General features: G+C 63.0%; 19 protein-coding genes. 10 read left to right on the top strand and 9 right to left on the bottom strand.

Annotated elements, in window-relative coordinates:
- The first annotated feature begins 150 nt into the window (after window positions 1–150).
- Window positions 151–522: a cupin domain-containing protein gene (locus ACQKRQ_RS37530; RefSeq protein WP_132375088.1), complete on the top strand. Its 372-nt coding sequence runs from the start codon at window positions 151–153 to the stop codon at window positions 520–522.
- A gap of 125 nt (window positions 523–647) precedes the next feature.
- Here the strand turns inward: ACQKRQ_RS37530 and ACQKRQ_RS37525 are convergent, their stop codons facing one another.
- From ACQKRQ_RS37525 to ACQKRQ_RS37515, 3 genes are all read right to left on the bottom strand, one after another.
- Window positions 648–2,039 (bottom strand): NAD(P)/FAD-dependent oxidoreductase, encoded by a 1,392-nt coding sequence (locus tag ACQKRQ_RS37525; RefSeq protein ID WP_427482691.1) that lies wholly within the window; start codon window positions 2,037–2,039, stop codon window positions 648–650.
- A 68-nt stretch (window positions 2,040–2,107) separates the two neighbouring features.
- Entirely contained in the window at window positions 2,108–3,712 is a 1,605-nt protein-coding gene (locus tag ACQKRQ_RS37520) for a purine-cytosine permease family protein (protein WP_427482689.1), read from the bottom strand.
- A gap of 269 nt (window positions 3,713–3,981) precedes the next feature.
- A complete protein-coding gene (locus tag ACQKRQ_RS37515) occupies window positions 3,982–4,962 on the bottom strand; it encodes a LysR family transcriptional regulator (RefSeq protein WP_408318947.1) in 981 nt (326 codons plus the stop codon).
- 226 nt (window positions 4,963–5,188) lie between these two features.
- Here ACQKRQ_RS37515 and ACQKRQ_RS37510 point away from each other — a divergent pair, with 226 nt between their 5' ends.
- Window positions 5,189–6,517 carry an NAD(P)/FAD-dependent oxidoreductase gene (locus ACQKRQ_RS37510; RefSeq protein ID WP_427482779.1) on the top strand — a complete coding sequence of 443 codons (1,329 nt, stop codon included), beginning with the start codon at window positions 5,189–5,191 and terminating at the stop codon, window positions 6,515–6,517.
- A 73-nt stretch (window positions 6,518–6,590) separates the two neighbouring features.
- On the opposite strand, the gene ACQKRQ_RS37505 is transcribed toward ACQKRQ_RS37510, so the two are convergent.
- The gene (locus tag ACQKRQ_RS37505; protein WP_427482687.1) at window positions 6,591–6,938 is read right to left on the bottom strand and encodes a DUF4148 domain-containing protein; all 348 of its coding nucleotides are present in this window, start codon (window positions 6,936–6,938) and stop codon (window positions 6,591–6,593) included.
- Between the two features lie 244 nt (window positions 6,939–7,182).
- Between ACQKRQ_RS37505 and ACQKRQ_RS37500 the strand changes: the two genes are divergently transcribed.
- The 6 genes from ACQKRQ_RS37500 (at window position 7,183) to ACQKRQ_RS37475 (ending at window position 12,445) form a co-directional block, all read left to right on the top strand.
- Complete coding sequence (locus ACQKRQ_RS37500) at window positions 7,183–7,539, top strand: hypothetical protein (RefSeq protein WP_427482685.1); 357 nt, start codon at window positions 7,183–7,185, stop codon at window positions 7,537–7,539.
- Between the two features lie 22 nt (window positions 7,540–7,561).
- Window positions 7,562–8,245, top strand: a complete 684-nt coding sequence (gene irlR / locus ACQKRQ_RS37495) for a heavy metal response regulator transcription factor IrlR (RefSeq protein ID WP_132375094.1) — start codon at window positions 7,562–7,564, stop codon at window positions 8,243–8,245.
- Window positions 8,242–9,699 (top strand): heavy metal sensor histidine kinase, encoded by a 1,458-nt coding sequence (locus tag ACQKRQ_RS37490; protein WP_427482683.1) that lies wholly within the window; start codon window positions 8,242–8,244, stop codon window positions 9,697–9,699. The genes irlR and ACQKRQ_RS37490 overlap by 4 nt, the downstream gene beginning before the upstream one ends.
- Window positions 9,700–9,828: 129 nt before the next feature.
- Window positions 9,829–10,116: a DUF4148 domain-containing protein gene (locus ACQKRQ_RS37485; RefSeq protein WP_132375095.1), complete on the top strand. Its 288-nt coding sequence runs from the start codon at window positions 9,829–9,831 to the stop codon at window positions 10,114–10,116.
- Window positions 10,117–10,182: 66 nt separating this feature from the next.
- Window positions 10,183–10,809 (top strand): carbonic anhydrase, encoded by a 627-nt coding sequence (locus ACQKRQ_RS37480; RefSeq protein ID WP_132375096.1) that lies wholly within the window; start codon window positions 10,183–10,185, stop codon window positions 10,807–10,809.
- Window positions 10,810–10,951: 142 nt separating this feature from the next.
- Window positions 10,952–12,445 (top strand): SulP family inorganic anion transporter, encoded by a 1,494-nt coding sequence (locus ACQKRQ_RS37475; RefSeq protein WP_427482681.1) that lies wholly within the window; start codon window positions 10,952–10,954, stop codon window positions 12,443–12,445.
- A 17-nt stretch (window positions 12,446–12,462) separates the two neighbouring features.
- On the opposite strand, the gene ACQKRQ_RS37470 is transcribed toward ACQKRQ_RS37475, so the two are convergent.
- Window positions 12,463–13,356 (bottom strand): LysR family transcriptional regulator ArgP, encoded by an 894-nt coding sequence (locus tag ACQKRQ_RS37470; RefSeq protein ID WP_132375098.1) that lies wholly within the window; start codon window positions 13,354–13,356, stop codon window positions 12,463–12,465.
- A gap of 97 nt (window positions 13,357–13,453) precedes the next feature.
- Between ACQKRQ_RS37470 and ACQKRQ_RS37465 the strand changes: the two genes are divergently transcribed.
- Window positions 13,454–14,071, top strand: coding sequence for a LysE/ArgO family amino acid transporter (locus ACQKRQ_RS37465; RefSeq protein WP_132375099.1), 618 nt, complete (start codon window positions 13,454–13,456; stop codon window positions 14,069–14,071).
- Between the two features lie 102 nt (window positions 14,072–14,173).
- Here ACQKRQ_RS37465 and ACQKRQ_RS37460 read toward each other — a convergent pair whose 3' ends face one another.
- Entirely contained in the window at window positions 14,174–15,649 is a 1,476-nt protein-coding gene (locus ACQKRQ_RS37460) for an HD domain-containing phosphohydrolase (RefSeq protein WP_427482679.1), read from the bottom strand.
- 149 nt (window positions 15,650–15,798) lie between these two features.
- On the opposite strand from ACQKRQ_RS37460, the gene ACQKRQ_RS37455 reads away from it, so the two are divergent.
- Window positions 15,799–16,590 carry an alpha/beta fold hydrolase gene (locus ACQKRQ_RS37455; protein WP_427482677.1) on the top strand — a complete coding sequence of 264 codons (792 nt, stop codon included), beginning with the start codon at window positions 15,799–15,801 and terminating at the stop codon, window positions 16,588–16,590.
- Window positions 16,591–16,821: 231 nt separating this feature from the next.
- Here the strand turns inward: ACQKRQ_RS37455 and ACQKRQ_RS37450 are convergent, their stop codons facing one another.
- The 3 genes from ACQKRQ_RS37450 to glmS all read right to left on the bottom strand — a co-directional run bounded on the left by ACQKRQ_RS37450 (window position 16,822) and on the right by glmS (window position 19,492).
- Window positions 16,822–17,040, bottom strand: a complete 219-nt coding sequence (locus tag ACQKRQ_RS37450) for a hypothetical protein (protein ID WP_132375102.1) — start codon at window positions 17,038–17,040, stop codon at window positions 16,822–16,824.
- Window positions 17,040–17,390, bottom strand: coding sequence for a hypothetical protein (locus tag ACQKRQ_RS37445; RefSeq protein ID WP_427482676.1), 351 nt, complete (start codon window positions 17,388–17,390; stop codon window positions 17,040–17,042). Before ACQKRQ_RS37445 ends, ACQKRQ_RS37450 begins: the two co-directional genes overlap by 1 nt.
- 284 nt (window positions 17,391–17,674) lie before the next feature.
- A complete protein-coding gene (glmS, locus tag ACQKRQ_RS37440; protein ID WP_427482674.1) occupies window positions 17,675–19,492 on the bottom strand; it encodes a glutamine--fructose-6-phosphate transaminase (isomerizing) in 1,818 nt (605 codons plus the stop codon).
- Between the last annotated feature and the right edge of the window lie 30 nt (window positions 19,493–19,522).

Below are 19,522 nucleotides of genomic sequence, written 5' to 3'. Positions count from 1 at the left end.
TCGCCTGCTTTACATCGACGCCACTCAATCTGAATGTCTTCAAATCGAAATTCATCGCTACGCGGCTTTGGCTCAGACTCCGGCTTCGATCCATTTTTCGCATCGATTCACACTGATAGCGACCTCGATCCAATCAACCAGGAGAGACACATGAGCAACATCACTTTCACCCGCATCGACGCTAAAGGCCCTGGCGCATCCGGCCTGAACCCAGCCCTGCACGATCCGGCCGACGTCATTCTCGAAGGCGCCAAGGCACCGCACGCCCTCAATGCTTTCTCCGACGCCACCAACATGCTGTCCGCGGGCGTGTGGCAATGCGATGCGGGCACGCTGAAGCTGGCCGACCTGCCGATTCACGAAGTGTGCGTGCTGATCGAAGGCGAAGTCGTGATTACCAGCGACGACGGCCGTAGCGAACGCTATGCCGCCGGCGACGCCTTCATCCTGCACAAAGGCTTCTCGGGCACGTGGCATATGCCGGTGGCGACCAAGAAGTACAGCATCGTGTACTGCGGTTGATTCTGACTGCATCGCACCGTTGCTTCACCGGAAACCGCACCCATTGAGGTGCGGTTTTTTTATTCTGGCGAAGAAACCAAAAAACGCAAAAAAAGCGTCCGCCACGATTGCGCGGACGCCATCAACTACATCGGAAAACCCAGCGCCTTGATCGAATTGATCCATAGACGCCGCCAGCCGCCGCGATCGTCGGCGCCGTCGAACGCGTTGAAGGTGATCTTCGCGGCGATCCAGCGCACGGGTTCCGGCGGAATATACGACGGCCCTTTGCGCGAAATATCGAGCGACGTGATCACCGTCTCGCGATGCCACAGCATGTCGAGGCCCATCTTCGCGCCAAAGCGGCTGCCCGCCACGCCAAAGCCCGTATAACCCGCGACGAACACGCTCTTGCCGCCGTGATAGCGGCGCGCGAACACGGCGCCGCGCGAACAGTAGTCGATCGGGCCGCCCCACGCATGCGTGAAGCGTACGTCATCGAGTTGCGGGAAGGTGCGGTAGAACGCTTCGGCTAGCTTGTAATAGGTGCTTTCGTCGCGATCGGCAGCGGGATTCGGATTGCCGCCGAAGTGATAGCTCACGCGGCCGCCGAAGATGATGCGGTTGTCTTTCGTGAGCCGGAAATAATTGAGCTGCGTGCGCGTGTCGTAAATGCCCTGGCGATTCTTCCAGCCGATGCGCGTCATCTGTTCTTCGCTCAACGGCGCCGTCGCGATGATGTGATCGCGCACCTGCATCACACGGCGTTTGATGTCGGTCACGCCGACATCCGCCGTGCCGGTGCCGAGCAGCACGCGCGGCGTTTCGATGCGGCCCGACTGCGTGTGCACGATCATCTTCGCGCCGCAATCTTCGAGGCGCGTGATCGGCGAATGTTCATGCAGACGCACGCCGAGTTTCAGCGCGGCGGCCTTCAAACCCCACGCGAGCTTCGCCGGATGAATCGTGCCGCTGCGATTGCGCGACCACATCGCCCCTGCGAAAAGCGGTGAATCGAGTTGCTCGCGCGCGCCCTTGCTGTCGAGCAGCACCACGTCGTGCCCGTGTGAGACATGCAACTCGTAATCGCCCTTCAGATGACCGAGGTGGCCCGGATCGACCGCAACAGTCATCTCGCCGTTCCATTCGACATCCGCCTCGATGCCATAGCGCGTCAACGACTCCTTGAAGCCGTCGAGATTCTCCTGGCCCAGCTTTTCGAGCACGTCGAGGTCTTGCGGAAAGACGCGCGTCGCATTCGGCAGGCCGTGCATCACCGAAGTCGAGATGATGCCGCCCGGACGGCCCGAGGCGCCATAAGCCACCTTGCCCGCCTCGACCAGCACGACGTCGAGCGACGGGTCGACTTCTTTCGCCTGGATCGCGGCCCATAGACCGGTGAAGCCGCCTCCCACCACGACCAGATCCGCCGTGGTCGGACCGATCAATTCCCGTTCGACAGCCGGCGCGCGCGGATTGTCCAGCCAGAACGGAAACAGTTTTACCCCTTCAAACGCGCGCTTTACTGACTCGCTCATCCTGTTTGCCTACTCAATTTAAATACCATTGCTTGTACGGCACGAAGCCGCGCACATCGGCGTGCGCTTCAACCTGCGTCCTGCGTGTCCAGCTCCGCCTCGCGCTCGCGTTCCGCACCCACGGCGCGTTGCGGTTTCGTCCGCCGCTGCGTGGCCGCTTTAAGCTTAGTCGCCGGCACCACGGGATGCACGGTTACATTGCGCTGCGAACCGCCGCGCAGCCAACGGCGGCCTTGCGGTCCATACACGCCGTCCGGCTCCGGAAAGCACTGCAACAACGCGATATACAGCGCGGCTGCCAGCGTCAGCGAAACCGGCATGCTGATGTCGAGGCCACCGGCGAGCTGGCCGAGCGGACCGACGAACTGATCCGGCAGATTCACGAAGCACAGGCTGATCGCCGCGCTCGGAATCCATGCGCCCATGGCGCGCCAGTTCCAGCCGTGCGTGAACCAGTAGTGACCGCCACGGCCGCCGCGATTGAACACCTGCAAGTCGTCGGACAGATAGAAACCGCGCCGCGTGACGAAGCCGATGATCATGATCACCATCCACGGGCAACTGCAGACGTTGATCAGCACCGAGAACGTCGACACGCTTTCGACCAGATTGAAGGCGAAGCGGCCGAGAAAAATGAAGCCGATGGCGAGGCTGCCGATCAGCAACGTGGCGCGCACGCGGTTCAGGAACTTCGGAAACATGCTCGACATGTCGAGGCCGGTGCCATACAGCGCGGTCGTGCCCGTCGACATGCCGCCGATGATCGCGATCAGACACACCGGCAGGAAAAACCAGTTCGGCGAGATCGCCAGCAGACCGCCCACATAGTTATTCGACGCGATGAAATCCGGCGCCTTGCTGGCGATGATCGTCGCCGTGGCGAGGCCGAAGAAGAACGGCACGAACGTGGCCAGTTGCGCGAGCACTACCGCGAGGATCGTGCGCTTTCTCGGCGTGTTCTCCGGAATATAGCGGGCCCAATCGCCGAGCGTGCAGGCGAACGATACGGGATTGCTCATCGCAACCAGCACGGCGCTCACGAAGGCCGGCCAGAAACCCACCGAGCCGAGCGCGACCTTGCCGGCGTAGGCGCCATCGAACGACTTGGTGAACGCGAACAGACCGACCACGAACAGAATGCTCGCCGCCCACACCGCGATCTTGTTGACCCACAGCATGAAGCGGAAACCATACACGCACACGGTCAGCACCAGCACCGCGAAGAGACCATATGCGAAGCTCAGCGTCATCCAGTTGACCGGCAAACCGAGCAGATGATTCGCGCCGCCCACGAGCGCATCGCCCGAACTCCACACCGCCAGCGAGAAAAACGCGACCGCGGTCAGCACCGCCAGAAACGAGCCGACGATCCGCCCATGAATGCCGAAATGCGCGCCCGACGAGACCGGGTCGCTGGTGCCGTTACGCGGACCGAACAGGCTCATCGGCGCAAGAATGCACGAGCCGATCAGCACGCCGAGCACGATCGACCAGACACCCGCCTTGAACGACAAACCGAGCAGCACCGGAAAACTGCCGAGCACGGAGGTCGAAAAGGTATTGCAACCGCCGAACAGCAAGCGGAACAGATCGATCGGCCGCGCATAGCGCGAGCGATCCGGAATGCGTTCGAAACCGAATGTTTCGACTTGAGTGATGCTGTTGCTGCTCATTGTCTCCGACTCCTGTAACGGCCAGGTCAATCACAATGGCTCGCCACAGGGATGCGGCGTCCACTTTTCTCAGATGTCTGGACGCCACTGTAAAGACAATCGGCGCGGGCAAAAATATCGTCCGCCCAACCTTTACTTCGATCGCCGGCGATGTAACCGGCAAGCACCGCCCGGCAAGGCTCTGCGGGCGTCCAGAAAGGCCGCTTAGGGACTTCCCGCAGGCTTCGCGCAGCGCAAACGTCGAAGCGAATAGCGAGAATCCGCACGCGTTATGTCGCGTCCGCGCCGCCCGCCTGGCGCGTCTGGCGGCGTTTTTTTGCGGCAGCGACAGTCGGCAGCGGCACCGGCACCGCGCCCGACATCCCGTGCTCGATCAAGAAATCGCGGAACAGCCCGGCCACATGCGGCAGACGTTTATCCGACACATGCATCACATACCAGTCGCGCTCGATCGGGTTGGCGGGCATCGGCAACAGCGCGAGCAAACCCGCCTGAAACTCCAGCGAACAGGCGTGCAGCGACAGGAACGCGATACCCAATCCCGCCTCGACCAACTGCTTGATCGCCTCGTTGCTCGACAACTCGGAGCCGATATGAAGCTTGAGGCCCGCGAGCCGAAACAGATTCTCGACGGTCGAACGCGTGCCCGAACCACGCTCCCGCACGAACAGATTCGCGCTTTGCAGATCGTCGAGCGACAAACGCTTTTTCTTCATCAGCGCATGCGCGGGCGAGGCGACGAACGCCATTGGATGCTTGGCGAACGCGGTCGCCGCCGTGCGCAATTCGCGCGGCGCGCTGCCCATCACCGCGAGATCGATCTCGTGCGTCGCCAGCATGCGGATGATGTCCGCGCGATTGCCGACCTTGAACTGCACCTTCACTTGCGGACGCAATTCGGTGAAACGCACCAGAAACGGCGGGATCAGATACTCGGCCGTGGTGATCGCGCCGATGCGCAGCGTGCCGCCCTGCTCGCCGTGCAACGCGGCCAGATCGTCGGCCGCGCCGTTCCACAGGTCGAGGATTTCCAGCGCATAACGGGCGAGGATCTCACCGGCCGCGGTCAACTGCACACCACGGCCCACGCGCTGCAACAGCGGCGCGCCCGCGGCCTCTTCGAGCAGCCGCACCTGTAGCGACACGGCCGGCTGCGTGAGCCGCAATTCCTCGGCCGCACGCGACACGCTGCCGAGCTTCGCAATCGTATGCAAGGCCTTCAACTGACGAAACGTCGCGGCTTTTAACATAAGTGCAAACCTATATGTTCCGTATAAACATTAAATTGTGCTGCGGTTTTCGCCGATTCTATACTGGCCTGACAGATGAGCCGGGGAATGTTTGGAATCGCGCTCCGCGCGGCGCCAGCACCGGCCCGGCACGAATAACGTCAGGAGGAAAGAAATCATGGCCGCAATCGATCAACAGGCAAGCGCAACAACGCAGCGGGCGCACCACGCGCAATCCGCGCAACGCATGGACAATTCGGCGGCGCATCGGGTCGTGATCGTCGGCGGCGGTGTGGGTGGACTCGGGCTCGCCACGCGCCTGTCCGAATCGCTCGGGCGTGCCGGCCTCGCGCAGATCGTGCTGGTCGACCGCTGGCCCACGCACTTCTGGAAGCCCCTGCTGCACGAAGCCGCTTCAGGTCAACTCGATCCCGCGACCCATCAACTGCAATATGCGGTGCAGGCGCAACGGCACGGCTTCGAATTCGAACAGGGCGAACTCACTGCGCTCGATCGCGCCGAGCGGCATATCACGCTGAGCGCGTTACACGATGCAGACGGCCGCGAAATTCTGCCGGCACGGCAGATCGCTTTCGATACGCTGGTGCTGGCCATGGGCAGCGTCACACAGTATTTCGGCGTGCCCGGCGCCGCGGAGCATGCGTTGCCGCTCGAATCGGTCGCACATGCGGAAGCATTCCGCCGCAAGTTGCTCGATGCCTGTCTGCGCGCGAACCATGCGCGCCGGGCGCAGACCGCGCATGCGGCTACACCGGTGTCGATCAACATCATCGGTGCCGGCGCGACGGGTGTCGAACTCGCCGCCGCGTTGCGCGACACGGTGCGTTTGCTGAATCGCTACAGCCCGTTTTCACTCGATCCGGTGCGCGACTTCCGCATTCGTTTGATCGAAAGCAGCGGACGTGTGCTGCCCGCTTTGTCCGAAACGATTTCAGCGCGCGCACAGCGGATGCTCGCCAGTCTCGGCGTGGAAGTGTTAAGTGCCACGCGTGTCACCGAAGTGCGCGCCGATGCCGTGCTGACCGACGGCGGCGCCCCTCTCGCCAGCGACATCGCGATCTGGACAGCGGGCATCTCGGGACCACCCGTATTGCGCACGTTAGACGGCATCGCGGTGAATCGCAACGCGCAGATCCAGGTGAATCGCACGTTGCAATGCACGAACGATCCGAATATCTTCGGCCTCGGCGACTGCGCGGCCTGCCCCGCCGACGACGCCGGCGCATTCCTCGCACCGCGCGCGCAGGTCGCGCATCAACAGGCGCTGTTTCTCGCGCGCGCATTGAAGTGCCGGATTGCAGGTGAAGCGTTGCCCGAGTTCGTGTACCGCGACGCCGGCACGTTGGTCGGCTTCGGGCGTGAAGGCACCATAGGCAGCCTCAGCAACAGCTTGCTGACGCAGCCGGTGTTTGTCGATGGCTGGCTCGCCACTGCGGTCTACAAGCTCATCTATCGGCGGCACGTCATGACACTGACCGGTTTCGCGCGCATGGCGCTCGATACGGCGAGCCACTGGTTGCGCAGACGCGTGCATCCGGTGATCCGTTTGCACTAGAGAAAACTTTGCCGCTCACGCGCCGATAGATGCGATCGGTTCGGCAAGTGAGCGGCTTGCCACCTACTTCAACCTAGCGCATCTGAAACGCGTCCGCCACGGAACGCGCGCCGTCCGGCAACGGACACGGCTGCGGATACTGGCTGTCCGACACGTCCATGCAACCCGCCGCGCGCGCGACGGCCAGTTCACGCTTCACCTCCTCGCGGGTCTTTCCCTGCGGCGCCTGCCGCGCCTTCCGCACCGCACGCTCTTCTCCACCCTGCACCTGTTGCGGCTTTTGCTGCACCTGCTCCTGAGCCTCGTAAGCCACACGCGGCCCCGTGGCTGGGTCAAGCGACGAAACACCGTCGCTCGCCACCGACACACTCATCCACGCAAAGCCCAGCACGACTCCCGCAAACCACTTCGCATTCCGCACGATCTATTCTCCGATTCCGTTTGATTGAGCCCCCATGCTAGATCGAAGCGGCTCCCTGAACATGAGCGTGCCATGACGATCCTGTCATGCGTGCGACGCACCGCAATAAAACATGCACGCAAGCTATGTGACGGAATTGTCATGTTGCGTTCATGTTCGCATCGATCAGGTATCCGTACGATGGACCCGTTCTATCTTCAAATTGAACCGTATGCGGCACTTTCAACGAATGCGAAGTCTGACGATGCGCATCACGCATTTCAGTGCAAGCGTCCCGGCACGCTGGGAACGGCTCCGCATCGATCATCCGGTCTCTCTGGGAGCAGCGCTGCTCGTGATTGCACTCAGTTCGCTGGCGTTCTGGTGGATTCAGCCTGACGGGCTGTTCGACGGCGGCAAACCAGCCTGCCCCTCCGCATATGCAAAGTCAACTGGCCAGGACGAGCCGTTATTCACGCGAGGCCTGCTCTCGCTCGAGGTGTTCTCCGCGATGACTCGCACCATGCCGCGGACTTCCAGTTCGCTGCCTGCAGTCGATCACGGGCTCGATGCAGCGAATGCCTCCACGTCATGCGCGCCTAATGCACGCATCGGCCGCTGACTCGCGGCACTGAGAGAAAATCATGCGTATCCTGATCGTCGAGGACGAAATCAAAACCGGCACGTATCTTCGCAAAGGTTTGACCGAAGCGGGCTTTATCGTCGACTGGGTGGAAGACGGCGTGACCGGCCAGCACCGCGCGCTGACGGAGGACTACGACCTGATCGTCCTCGACGTCATGCTGCCCGGCCAGGACGGCTGGACGGTGCTGAAAAACCTGCGCCGCACCCATTCGACTTCGGTTCTGCTGCTCACCGCGCGCGACGAGGTGGACGACAAAGTGCGCGGCCTCAACATGGGTGGCGACGACTATCTCGTCAAGCCGTTCGACTTCGCCGAACTGCTGGCCCGTGTGCGCTCGATTCTGCGACGTGGGCAAACGCGCGACGCCGCTTCCCTGCAGGTAGCGAATCTGGTGCTCGACCTGACGCGCCGCAAGGCCACGCGCCACGGCGACATGATCCTGCTCACGGCCAAGGAATTCGCGTTGTTATGGCTGCTGATGCGTCGTCAGGGTGAAATTCTGCCGCGTTCGACGATTGCGTCCCAGGTGTGGGACATGAACTTCGACAGCGACACGAACGTCGTCGACGCCGCGATCCGCCGCCTGCGCGCGAAGGTCGACGACAATTACGAGCCCAAGCTGATTCACACCGTGCGCGGCATGGGCTACGTACTGGAAGAGCGCGGCCCATCGCAGTCATGATCCGACGTCTACTCGCGGCGCTGCGCCTGCGCGCGACAACGCTGCGCTTCAGGCCGCCCGCGCGGCTCGTGCCGCGCACCTTGCGTGCGAGGCTGTCAATACTCTTCGCCCTTTCGACTTCGCTGCTACTCATATTCAATGGCGTATTGCTGTATCACGGCCTGAAAACGCGCATCGAAGTCGCGTCGGCGCGCGAGATGACCACCACGCTCGCCGCGCTGCAATTGCGCCTGCACACCATGCCCAGCATCCAGGCGGTCAGCGCTGATCGTGAGACGTGGCACAACCAGCTATACGGACATCAGAACCTGGATATCGCACTGTTCGATTCGCGCAGCGCACCGCTCATTCGCACCAACGGCTACTGGCCGAATGCGGAGACCATGACCGTGCGCGCTGGCGTCGCACCCGTGCGCGTGTCGATCGAGAAACTGCCGCTGCGCTTTCTGGTGGCAATGGCGCTGCTCGGCGACCCATCCGGCACACAAGTGCGCGTGGTCGTGCAATACGACGCGAGCGGCGAACGCGCGTTACTGCGCGCCTACGCACTCAACGTGCTGGTCGTCATCGTGACGGGGACGCTGGTGAATGCGCTGCTTGCGTGGTCGATCGCCCGTTTCGGACTGCGGCCGCTGGCTCGTTTGACGGCGCGCGCCGAGCAGATCTCCAGCAGCCATCTTGCCGAACCATTGCCCGAGCGCGACATGCCTGGCGAACTGAAGGAGCTGAGCCGTGCCTTCAACCGCATGCTGGCGCGCCTGCATGAATCGTTCACGCGTCTCACGCAATTTTCATCCGACCTTGCGCATGACATGCGGACTCCCCTCACGAATCTGCTGGCTGAAGCGCAAGTGGCACTCTCGCAACCGCGTTCCGCCGACGAATACCGCGGCGTGATCGAATCGAGCGTGGACGAATTCCAGCGCCTCGCGCGTCTTATCGACAGCATGCTGTTTCTCGCGCGCGCGGACAGCATTCGCCACCGCTTGACGCTGCAATGTGTCGACGGGCGCAGCGAGGCGCTGCGCATTGCCGGCTACTACGAAATCATGGCGGCGGATGCCGGCGTCGAAATCGTCGTATTGGGCAATGCGCGTTTCGAAGGCGATGTGCTGATGGTGCAACGGGCGCTCAGCAACCTGATTTCGAACGCGTTGACCCACGCGCCGCGCGGCAGCACCGTCGACGTGCAGTGCGCGGAACGCAGGCGCTATGCGCACCTCTCGGTGTCGGACACCGGCGCCGGCATCGCGCGACCGCATCTGGAGCGCATCTTCGACCGTTTTTACCGGGTCGATCCATCGCGGCACAACTCGGCAAGCGGCACGGGCCTCGGACTTGCCATCGTCAAGTCGATCATGGACGAACATCACGGCGAATGCAGCGTGGAAAGCGTGCCGCACGTGCGCACCACGTTCAGCTTGCGCTTCCCGAAGCATCCGCCGATCAGTTGAGCGAAGCACACGCCCGCACGATGACAAAACTATCATGCGGCGATCACCACGGTCTCATCCCCTGCTATGCACAATATCCCTGTCTGATCAACATTGATCAGACATCCCAATCAACTTGCAGAGGACGCGATGAAACACTACGCAACCGCCCTGATTCTGAGCACACTCGCCACCACCGCCGTAGCAACCGACAACAACAGCATTCCCACCTTCACCTCGCAACCACAAGGCACCCTCGCGGGCCAGCCGCAACAGATGGGGAAATCCCGCGAACAGGTGCGTCAGGAGTTAATCGAGGCTCAGCGGCAAGGTCTCATTCCCAACACCGAGGCCGACTATCCGCCGAGTCAACGGAGCATCGACGCGAATAAAGCCCGCCATGCAGCCATGCAACGCTACTGGGCCGAGAACGACTGACACTCGTTCGGCAACAGATACAGATGCAATTCACAACGCGATCGTCGCATCAACGGAAGCTCGTTCATGACATACCCGAAACGCATGCTCGTCGAAAACCTCGCCTGGTCCGACGAAATCAACAACCGTGATCCCGCGTATTTCCGGCGCCTCGCCAGCAATCAGCAACCGAACGTGCTGTGGATCGGTTGCTCCGACAGCCGCGTGCCGGAAGCGATTACGCGGGCGATGCCCGGCGAGATCTTCGTGCATCGAAATATCGCGAATCTCGTCGCCGACAACGACGACAACCTCTCGAGCGTGCTCGAATACGCGGTCACCGCACTGCAGGTGGAGCATGTGATCGTCTGCGGCCATCACTGCTGCGGCGGCGTGCAGGCGGCGCTGCGCCCACCCGTGCCCGAACTGCCGAACGTCAATCGGCGCATTGGGGGAATTCGCCGGCTGTGCGCGCTGCACACCACCGAATTGCGCGAGCTGCCGAGCTTCGAGGCACGCGTGGATCGGCTCGCCGAACTCAATGTGCTGGCACAGGTTCAGGCGCTGCACGCCATGCCGCTGATTCAGCGTGCGCGGCGTCCCGTGCAGATTCACGGCTGGATTTTCTCGATGCTCGAAGGGCGTCTGAAAACATTGACCGACACGCCCTGGACCGCGAACAGCAACGCTGCAACCGAAGCCGCGATGGGCTGACCGCCGCTGCACCAACCCGTCGCAATACGTGCGAGCAGACCGACTCGTCCCAATCGCCCGCGCTGCTGTAACCGCGCACGACAAACGCCGCCGATAAGCGCGGCGTTTTTTTCGACTCCCCAGCTTGGAGGCAAGCTTTACGATGATTCCATTCACCTCTGAACAACCTGAAGTCAACAGCAGCCCCGCGCCTCGCCCGTATGCATGGCGCAGCGACCTGCTCGCGGGCATCACCGTTTTCCTGATTGCGTTGCCGCTATGCCTGGGCATCGCGCAGGCTTCCGGCGTCGCACCATTCGCCGGCATTCTGGCCGGCGTGATCGGCGGCCTTGTGGTCGCGTTGCTGAGCGGCTCACGGCTGAGCGTGAGTGGACCGGCTGCCGGGCTCGTCGTGATTGTCGTGGATGCGCTGGCCACGCTCGGCAGCTTCGCCGCGTTTCTGAGCGCACTCGTGATCGCGGGCGCCTTGCAGATCATGCTGGGCTTTCTGCGCGCCGGCCGGCTGGCGAGCTATGTGCCGGTGCCGGTGATCACCGGCATGCTCGCCTCGATCGGCATTCTGCTGATCGCCAACCAGTTGCCGCTGGCCGCGGGCATCGGTGGCGACGGCGTCTCCGTGGTCATGCCGCTCCTCGCGATCGCGTCGATCGCCATACTCGTGGCGTGGAACACGCCAACGTTGCAGCGCTGGCGGCTCGTACGCGCGGCTCCCGCGCCGCTTGTGGTGGTGTTGATCGGCATCGCGGTCGCGGGATTCGCCGACTCTCTCGCACCGGGCAACGCGATCGCGTCCGTGCAACGTGTGGCGATGCCCGCGATCGGATCATGGGATGCGTTTCGCGACGCGCTCACGTTTCCCGGCTTCGCGCACTGGCTCGACCCCGCTGTGTGGCGCGTGGCCGTGGTGATCGCGATCGTCGCGAGTCTGGAAACCTTGCTGAGTCTCGAAGCGCTCGAACAGATCGATCCCGCGCATCACAGAGCGCCGCCCGACCGTGAACTGAAGGCGCAAGGCGTCGGCAACCTGCTTGCCGGTCTGATTGGCGCGCTGCCGCTCACCGCCGTGGTCGTGCGCAGCGCGGCCAACGTGCATGCGGGTGCCCGCAGCCGTGTTTCGTGCATGACACACGGCCTCGTGCTGCTGATCGCCACGCTCACGCTCACCGGCGTGATCAATATGATTCCGCTCGCCAGCCTCGCGGCGATTCTGATCCACACCGGCTACAAACTCGCGAAGCCGCAGCTGTTCGTCGCAATGGGCCGCGCCGGACGCAGCCAGTTCGTGCCGTTCATCGGCACCATCGCCGGGGTGCTGTTGACGGATCTGCTGAGCGGCATTGCAATCGGCTTCGCGCTGAGCGTGGTACTTGTTGTCGAACGCAACCTGCATCGCGCGATGAGCTTCACGCGCGACGGCGATCACTACGTGCTGACCTTGCGCAAGAACGCGAGCTTCTTCTGCACGCCGCAACTGAAACGTTATCTCGGGCAGATTCCGCCGGGCGCGACCTTGATTCTCGACGCGACCCAGGCCGATTATATTGACTACGACGTGCGGCGCGTGATCGACAGTTTCATGGCAGATGCGCGAACCGGCAGTGTGCGGATCGAGTACCGGCACGGGCCAACTGCCTGATTACGCATTGCGGATGTTCAGTCCAAAAACTCGGTTGCCCGCTTACGTAACACCGCGCCGAAGTCGTCGAGCCAGTCGATCGACAAACGCCAGCTCTGCCAGTAGAGATCGACATCGATATGCTTGCCGGGCGCGATCTCCACCAGTTCGCCGCTGGCCAGATGCGGGGCGATCATGCGTTCCGGACACATGCCCCAGCCGAGGCCCGTGACGCAGGCGCGCAAAAAACCGGCGACGTGCGGAATCCAATGCAACGGCGGATCAATGTCCGCGCGCGTGATGCGGCGCATGAAGCGCTTTTGCAACTGGTCCTTGGGATTGAAGTCGACGCACGGCGTACGCCGCAAACTCTCGCGCGTGACGCCGTCGGCAAAGTGACGTGCGAGAAAATCCGGTGAACAGACCGCCAGATAACGCATCCGCCCAAGACGCGTGGAGCGGCAACCCTGCACGGGCTCGGCTTGCGTGGTGACGGCGCCTTGCACGCTACCGTCGCGAATCCGCTGCGCGGTGTGGTCCTGATCGTCGATCACCAGATCGAGCAGCATCTCCCGCTCGACGCAAAATTGCGCGACCGCGTCGATAAACCAGGTGCCGACGCTGTCGTCGTTGACGGCCACGCGCAGCGCCGGCCACGGTTCGACCAGCGCGCCGGGCAGCGCCGGCAGGCGGCCGGTCAGCTCCGCTTCGAGCAATTGCACGCGTTCGGTGTGGCGGCACAGCAGCGCGCCCGAGGTGGTCGCGACACAGGGCTGGCCGCGCTTCACCAGCACGCTGCCCACGCGCTCTTCCAGCAGTTTGACCCGTTGCGATACCGCGGACGGTGTCACATTCAGTTCGCTGGCGGCACGGTCGAACGAACCGTGGCGTACCACGGCGGCCAGCGCATCGAGCAACGCATAGTCGAGCATTAGCGTTCCTTAATCGGCATTAAGTGAATTAGCTTCTCTTATGAGCAGCAAACCCGCAGACTAGCCTCGTTCGCTTCTCCCGTCTACTGGATCGATTATGAATTGGCTGTCTTTTTCTCACGGCGCCGCCTTGTGCGCCTCCCTGATCGTGACGATCGGCGCGCAAAACGCCTTCGTGCTGCGTCAGGGCATCATGCGCTCGCATGTCGGCAAGATCGTCGCGCTGTGCGCATTGTCGGACTGCCTTCTGATCGGCGCGGGCGTCGGCGGCGCATCGGTATTGGTCGAGCGCTATCCTGTGTTCGTTCACGCCATGCTGTATGTCGGGCTTGCCTATCTTGCGTGGTTCGGGATCAGCGCGTTGCGCCGCGCGGTGCGGCCTGGGCATGCGGTGCTGGAAGGCGGGGACGTCAGCGCGGCGCCCGTGCAGCGCGCCGTGCCGATCATTCTGATGACGCTCGCCTTCACGTGGCTCAATCCGCACGTCTATCTCGACACGTTCCTGTTGATCGGCACGGCCGGCGCACGCGAACCCGAAGGCGCGCGGATCGCTTTTGCGCTGGGCGCGATGGCGGTCAGCGGAATCTGGTTTATCGGATTGGGCTACGGCGCACGGGCGCTCGCGCCGCTCTTCAAGCGGGCGACAGCATGGCGCGTGCTGGATGGCGCGATCGGCAGCATGGTGCTGCTGCTCGCGGTAACGCAGTTTCGGTGAGCGCCGCCAGCGCGGTTGCCGTCAGGTGGTGTTGCCGGAACACAAAAACTTTAGAAAGTACGGGTGTCCGCGCCACTGCAAACCCGTACGCAGCGCACCCGCCTAGATGCACCCGAGCGCGGAGGCCTTCAACGTGGCCGCGGCACGGGTAGAACATTCGAGCTTGCGAAAGACGCTTTCCACATGCGTGCGCACGGTACTGGGGCTCAGTTCGAGAATGCGGGCGACTTCCTTGTTGCTCGCCCCCAGGCTGATGTGTTTTAGCACTTCCGCTTCTCGCGGCGACAGCAACCCTGCTTTCGGATTGCGCGCACGTTCGCCGAATGCGGGACCATCGCCGAGTTCCGAGGAAACGGTTGCCTCGACCGCCTCTGTATCGAAACGCCCCGCCCGCGCCTGCTCGTTGAGCAGCGCCGCGGACTGCTCCGGCGAAAATGCCGGCCTCCAGGGGCGCGCTGAGCGCAGCGCCACCCAGGCGGCAGCAACCGCAAGCACCCGCGCTTCGCGTCCAATTGCGTCGCCGGCGCTGCTGCGGAAATAGCCCGAACCATCGAGACGCTCGTACGCGAAAGAAGCGATCTCCGACTCGCGAGCAAGACCCTCGATCTGTTTGCCCGCACGCGCGGTCCAGTAGGGCACAAGGCGAACCTTTTCCCATGCTGCCGGAGAAAGCTCGCCCGCCGTATTCCAGATGGCGTTGGGGACCGCCATACGTCCCATGCCATGGAGCAGCCCCGCCGTGTACGTGCAGCGCCGCGCATCGTCGCTCAGGCCTAAATGCGCGCAGCAGGCGCCAGCCGTCTCCGCTACTCGCCGCGAATAGCCGGTCATCCACGGCAGCTTCAGGTCGATCACGTCGGCGACGATCTCCGGCGCGCTGACCAGTTGCAGCGCTTGCGTGCAGCCCGACTCGTCACGCCGCCGCGCGATCGAATCCCCGAGTTCCTCGAGCCACGCGGCCGCCCGAGCCGAGGCGAGCTGTGCCAATTCCGACGGGTATTGCCGGCCGGCCTTTTGCGCGATCAGCATCTGCGCGCGCTCGATACCGTAGACCCGGCTCAGGATCTCGAGATCCCCGGCCACGGCGACGATGAACACCGCGGCGGGTACATCGCGCCCCGGCCGATGGTCAGGGAAACCTCCGCCGTCCCAACTTTCGAAAATACGTCGAAGCGCCTCCTGAGTCGCAAGAGTGAGCCCGAGCATACGAGCCACCTCGCCCGAGACCTCGCAGTGTATCTGGGCGAGCGGCGTGATCGCGGCGCCCACTTGCGTCGGCGACTCGCCGGTCCCGGTCCAGTCCGGCCGCATGGCAAGCATGGCCGCGCGGCCGCCGATGTCGTCGCCCAGCCAGTCAGAAAAACCGGCCGCGTTTGCCGTGCAGCCGGACCACCTCAGAAGAGACACTTCCTTGACTACGTCGCATTGCGTGCCGTCCAGACCGGCCTCGGCGGCGAGTCGCGCCGCCAGCCAGGCGGTGCGCGGCGAATGGTCGGTGGGCTGCCCCATGCTGAGGTCGCCAATAAACGCGAGGGCCTTGACTGCGTCCAGCACCCGGATTGCAGAAACGTCATGCATAGCTTTCGACCTTGTTGTCAGTACTCGCGCGTCCAGCCGGACTGTGTCGGCTCGGTCATTCGACCGATACAGGAAATCGGCCGATCGGCGCATCCTCCAATCCGCAAGTTGTTTCTTACCCAACGAAATTGACGAAGAGGATGAACATTATGAATACCTTGCTGAAAAAGTGCCTGGCTGCCACGTTGATGCTGGGAGGCTTGCTGTCGCTGGCCGCTGTCACGCCGGCAAGCGCCGCCGCGCCGAACGGCGATCTGAAAGGCAAAAACGTCGTCCTGGTGCACGGAGCATTCGCCGACGGTTCGAGCTGGAACAAAGTGATTCCGCTCCTGGAGGCAAAAGGTCTGCACGTGGTGGCGGTGCAAAACTCCCTCAAATCACTCGACGACGATGCAGCGGCGACGCAACGCGTCATTGAACAACAGAACGGGCCCGTCATTCTGGTGGGCCACTCGTGGGCCGGTGCGGTGATCTCTCAGGCAGGCAACGACGACAAGGTCAAGGCCCTCGTCTATGTCGCGGCGTTTGCGCCGGATAACGGTCAGTCGATCAACGACATCCTCAAAGGCAAGCCCGCGCCTTCATGGGCGACGGAGTTGCAGAAGGACTCCGCCGGTTATCTGACGCTGTCGACAGACGGGATCATCAAAGACTTCGCGCAGGACCTCCCGCCGGCCCAGGCCCGTATCGTAGCGGCCACACAAGGCCCCTGGTTTGCCGGTTGCTCGGACGACAAGGTGGCGAGCGCGGCGTGGCACAGCAAGCCGTCGTGGTACGTGCTGACTGAGAAGGACCGCATGATCCCCGCGCCCTTGCAGGCCGCGATGGCGCAACAGATCGGCGCCACGCTGGTCAAGGTCAATGCGAGCCACGTTGCGATGCTGTCGCAGCCGACTGAAGTTGCCGCGGCTATTATCACGGCCGCTCGTGCGGCGAAGTGAAGATTCTGGCTCACGAGCGGTTCGGGAACCTCAACGCTCATGCAGCCGCTCCACGCCTGCTTAAGCGTCTCTTAATCGAAGCAGTCGCAGCATCTTGACTTGAGGGTGCGTCGTGCGTTTGGGACGTTGTCTCAGTGACCGTCAGACGCAGCCCTCACCTTCTCTCAGGCTCTGGAAGCCTCCGAAAACCAGGACCATTCAAGCCGGCTATCGCCGGCTTTTTTTTGCCGCTCACCCGTGGCTATCGATCCAGGCACGCGCCCACTCGAGGCCCGCGCGCTGCGCTTCTTCCTCAGTATCGAAGTGGGCGAGAATGCCCGACGCTTCGATCAGCTTGCCGGCGAGCGTAATGGTCCCGCTAGCGGCGTAGCGTTCGGGCTGCAGGATGTCCTCCTGCTGCAAGATGGCGTGACCCCAGACGGTGTAGCCGTGATAGGTCTGGGACTCCATCAGCGCGTCACCTCAGCCGTCATGCCGCGCGAATCCACCCGCAGCACATTGCCCTCGGGCGTGATCTGCCGCGGAATCTCCGACATGTCCGGCGCATGAACAGGCACGTTTTCCCGCCGGTCCGTTTTCGCGACGAGCCTGGCAACTGGCGCCGATGCAGGCCGCGCGCGCGCTTTCACGGCACGAGGAACGATGTGCCGACCACCGGCAGGTCGATGGGCAACGACCGCGCGATGCGGCATGCTCGCTCGTGCTTCCGGCGGGTTCCAGACTTCGACGTAGTGTGCGCCGGCCATGGCCGTCGAAGCCACCGCGAACAGCAGAGCGCCCAAGCCCAAAAATCGAAACATGTTCTCTCCCTATGCGCCACCGATCACGCCGCCACAATCATGGTGGCACGACGAAATCCCATGCAAGATACTGTACATCCATACAGGTCTTTGCGCAATCCAATGATCGTCGCACCGAACAGCTTGCGCTCGGGTCATGACGCCAAGGAGTAAGGAAGAGGAGAATGCGGTCGCCCTGCGGTTCGTGAACAATGGTCAAAGCTCTGAGCAAGCTTTGGCAGGCAACCATTCAACAGCAGAGCCGACGGGGAGCCGCCGCCGCCGACCGCCCCGCCGCTAACCCTTCACTCCACCGTAACCGACTTCGCCAGGTTCCTCGGCTTATCGACATCCGTCCCACGCGCGCACGCCGTGTGGTAAGCGAGCAATTGCAACGGCACCACATGCAAAAGCGGCGACAACGGCCCATAGTGCTCCGGCATTCTGATCACGTGAATCCCCGGCTCACTGCCAATCCGCGTGTCCGCATCCGCAAACACATAAAGCTCGCCGCCGCGCGCCTTCACTTCCTGGAGATTCGACTTCAGCTTCTCGAGCAGCGCATCGTTCGGCGCGATCGTCACGACCGGCATCGCATCGGTGACGAGCGCCAGCGGGCCGTGTTTCAACTCACCGGCGGGATAAGCCTCCGCGTGAATATAGGAAATCTCCTTGAGCTTGAGCGCGCCTTCGAGTGCGATCGGATAGTGCGAACCGCGTCCGAGGAACAGCGCGCTTTCCTTGCCCGAGAACTTCTCCGACCACGCGATGATCTGCGGCTCCAGCGCCAGCACGGCGTTCAATGCGGCCGGCAAATGGCGCAACTGGCGCACATAGTCCGCTTCCTGTTCCGGGCTCACCGTGCCGCGGATTTTGCCCAGCGTCGCGGCAAGCACGAACAGGCCGACCAGTTGCGTGGTGAACGCCTTGGTCGACGCCACGCCGATCTCGCGGCCCGCGTGCGTGTGAAACGACAGCGACGTCAGCCGCACCATCGCGCTCGTCGCCACGTTGCAGACCGACAGCGTGTGCTGATGCCCAAGCGACTGCGCATGCTTCAACGCAGCGAGCGTGTCGGCCGTTTCGCCGGACTGGGAAATCACGACCACCAGCGCCTTCGGATTCGGCACCGAATCGCGGTAGCGGTATTCGCTGGCAATTTCAACCTGAGTGGGAATCTTCGCGATCGATTCGAGCCAGTACTTGGCCGTCAGTCCCGAGTAATAGCTGGTGCCGCACGCGAGAATCAACAGACTGTCGATATCCGCAAACACGGCGGCGGCCGCTTCACCGAACAGCGACGCATCGAGCGACTCGCCTTGCGGCACCGTATCGGCGATCGCACGCGGCTGCTCGAAGATTTCCTTCTGCATGAAATGCCGGTATGGGCCGAGTTCCACGCCGCCGCCATACGCGGCCACCGTGCGCACTTCGCGCGCTACGTCCGCGCCGTCGCGGCTCACGACCCGCACGCGCTCGAGCGTCAGCTCGCACACATCGCCCTCTTCCAGGAAGATGAAGCGCTCGGTCTCGCCGGCCAAAGCCAGCGCATCCGACGCGAGGAAATTCTCGCCTTCGCCGATGCCGACGACGAGCGGCGAGCCTTGCCGCGCGCCCACCACCAGATGCGGATGCGCCTTGTGCTCGACCGCGATCGCGTACGCGCCGTCCAGCTGCTTCACGGCTTCGCGAACCGCCTCGAACAGATCGCCGCGATACAGGCTATGCACGAGATGCGCGACCACTTCGGTGTCGGTTTGCGAAACGAACACGTAGCCCTTTGCGCGCAACATCTCGCGCAACGGCTCGTAGTTTTCGATGATGCCGTTATGCACCAACGCCAACTCGTCCTTCGAGAAAATCGGATGCGCGTTGTCCGTGACCGGCGCGCCGTGCGTCGCCCAACGCGTGTGCGCGACGCCCGTGCCGCCTTCGAGATGCGTCTCGCGTGCCTGCGCGTCGAGGTCCGCGACGCGCGCCGTACTGCGCGCGCGGCGCGGGCCGGCTTCGGCCAGCACGGCGACACCGCACGAGTCGTAGCCGCGATACTCCAGACGCCGCAGTCCTTCGATCAGAACCGGGACGATGTTACGTTGCGCTACCGCGCCGACAATGCCACACATAAATTTGCTTTCCCACGTGATGTTGTATCG

The sequence above is a fragment of the Paraburkholderia sp. NPDC080076 genome, assembly GCF_050281145.1.
GTDB lineage: Bacteria > Pseudomonadota > Gammaproteobacteria > Burkholderiales > Burkholderiaceae > Paraburkholderia.
Note: the sequence above shows the minus strand (reverse complement) of the source record. Positions and strands in the feature narration are given on the sequence as shown.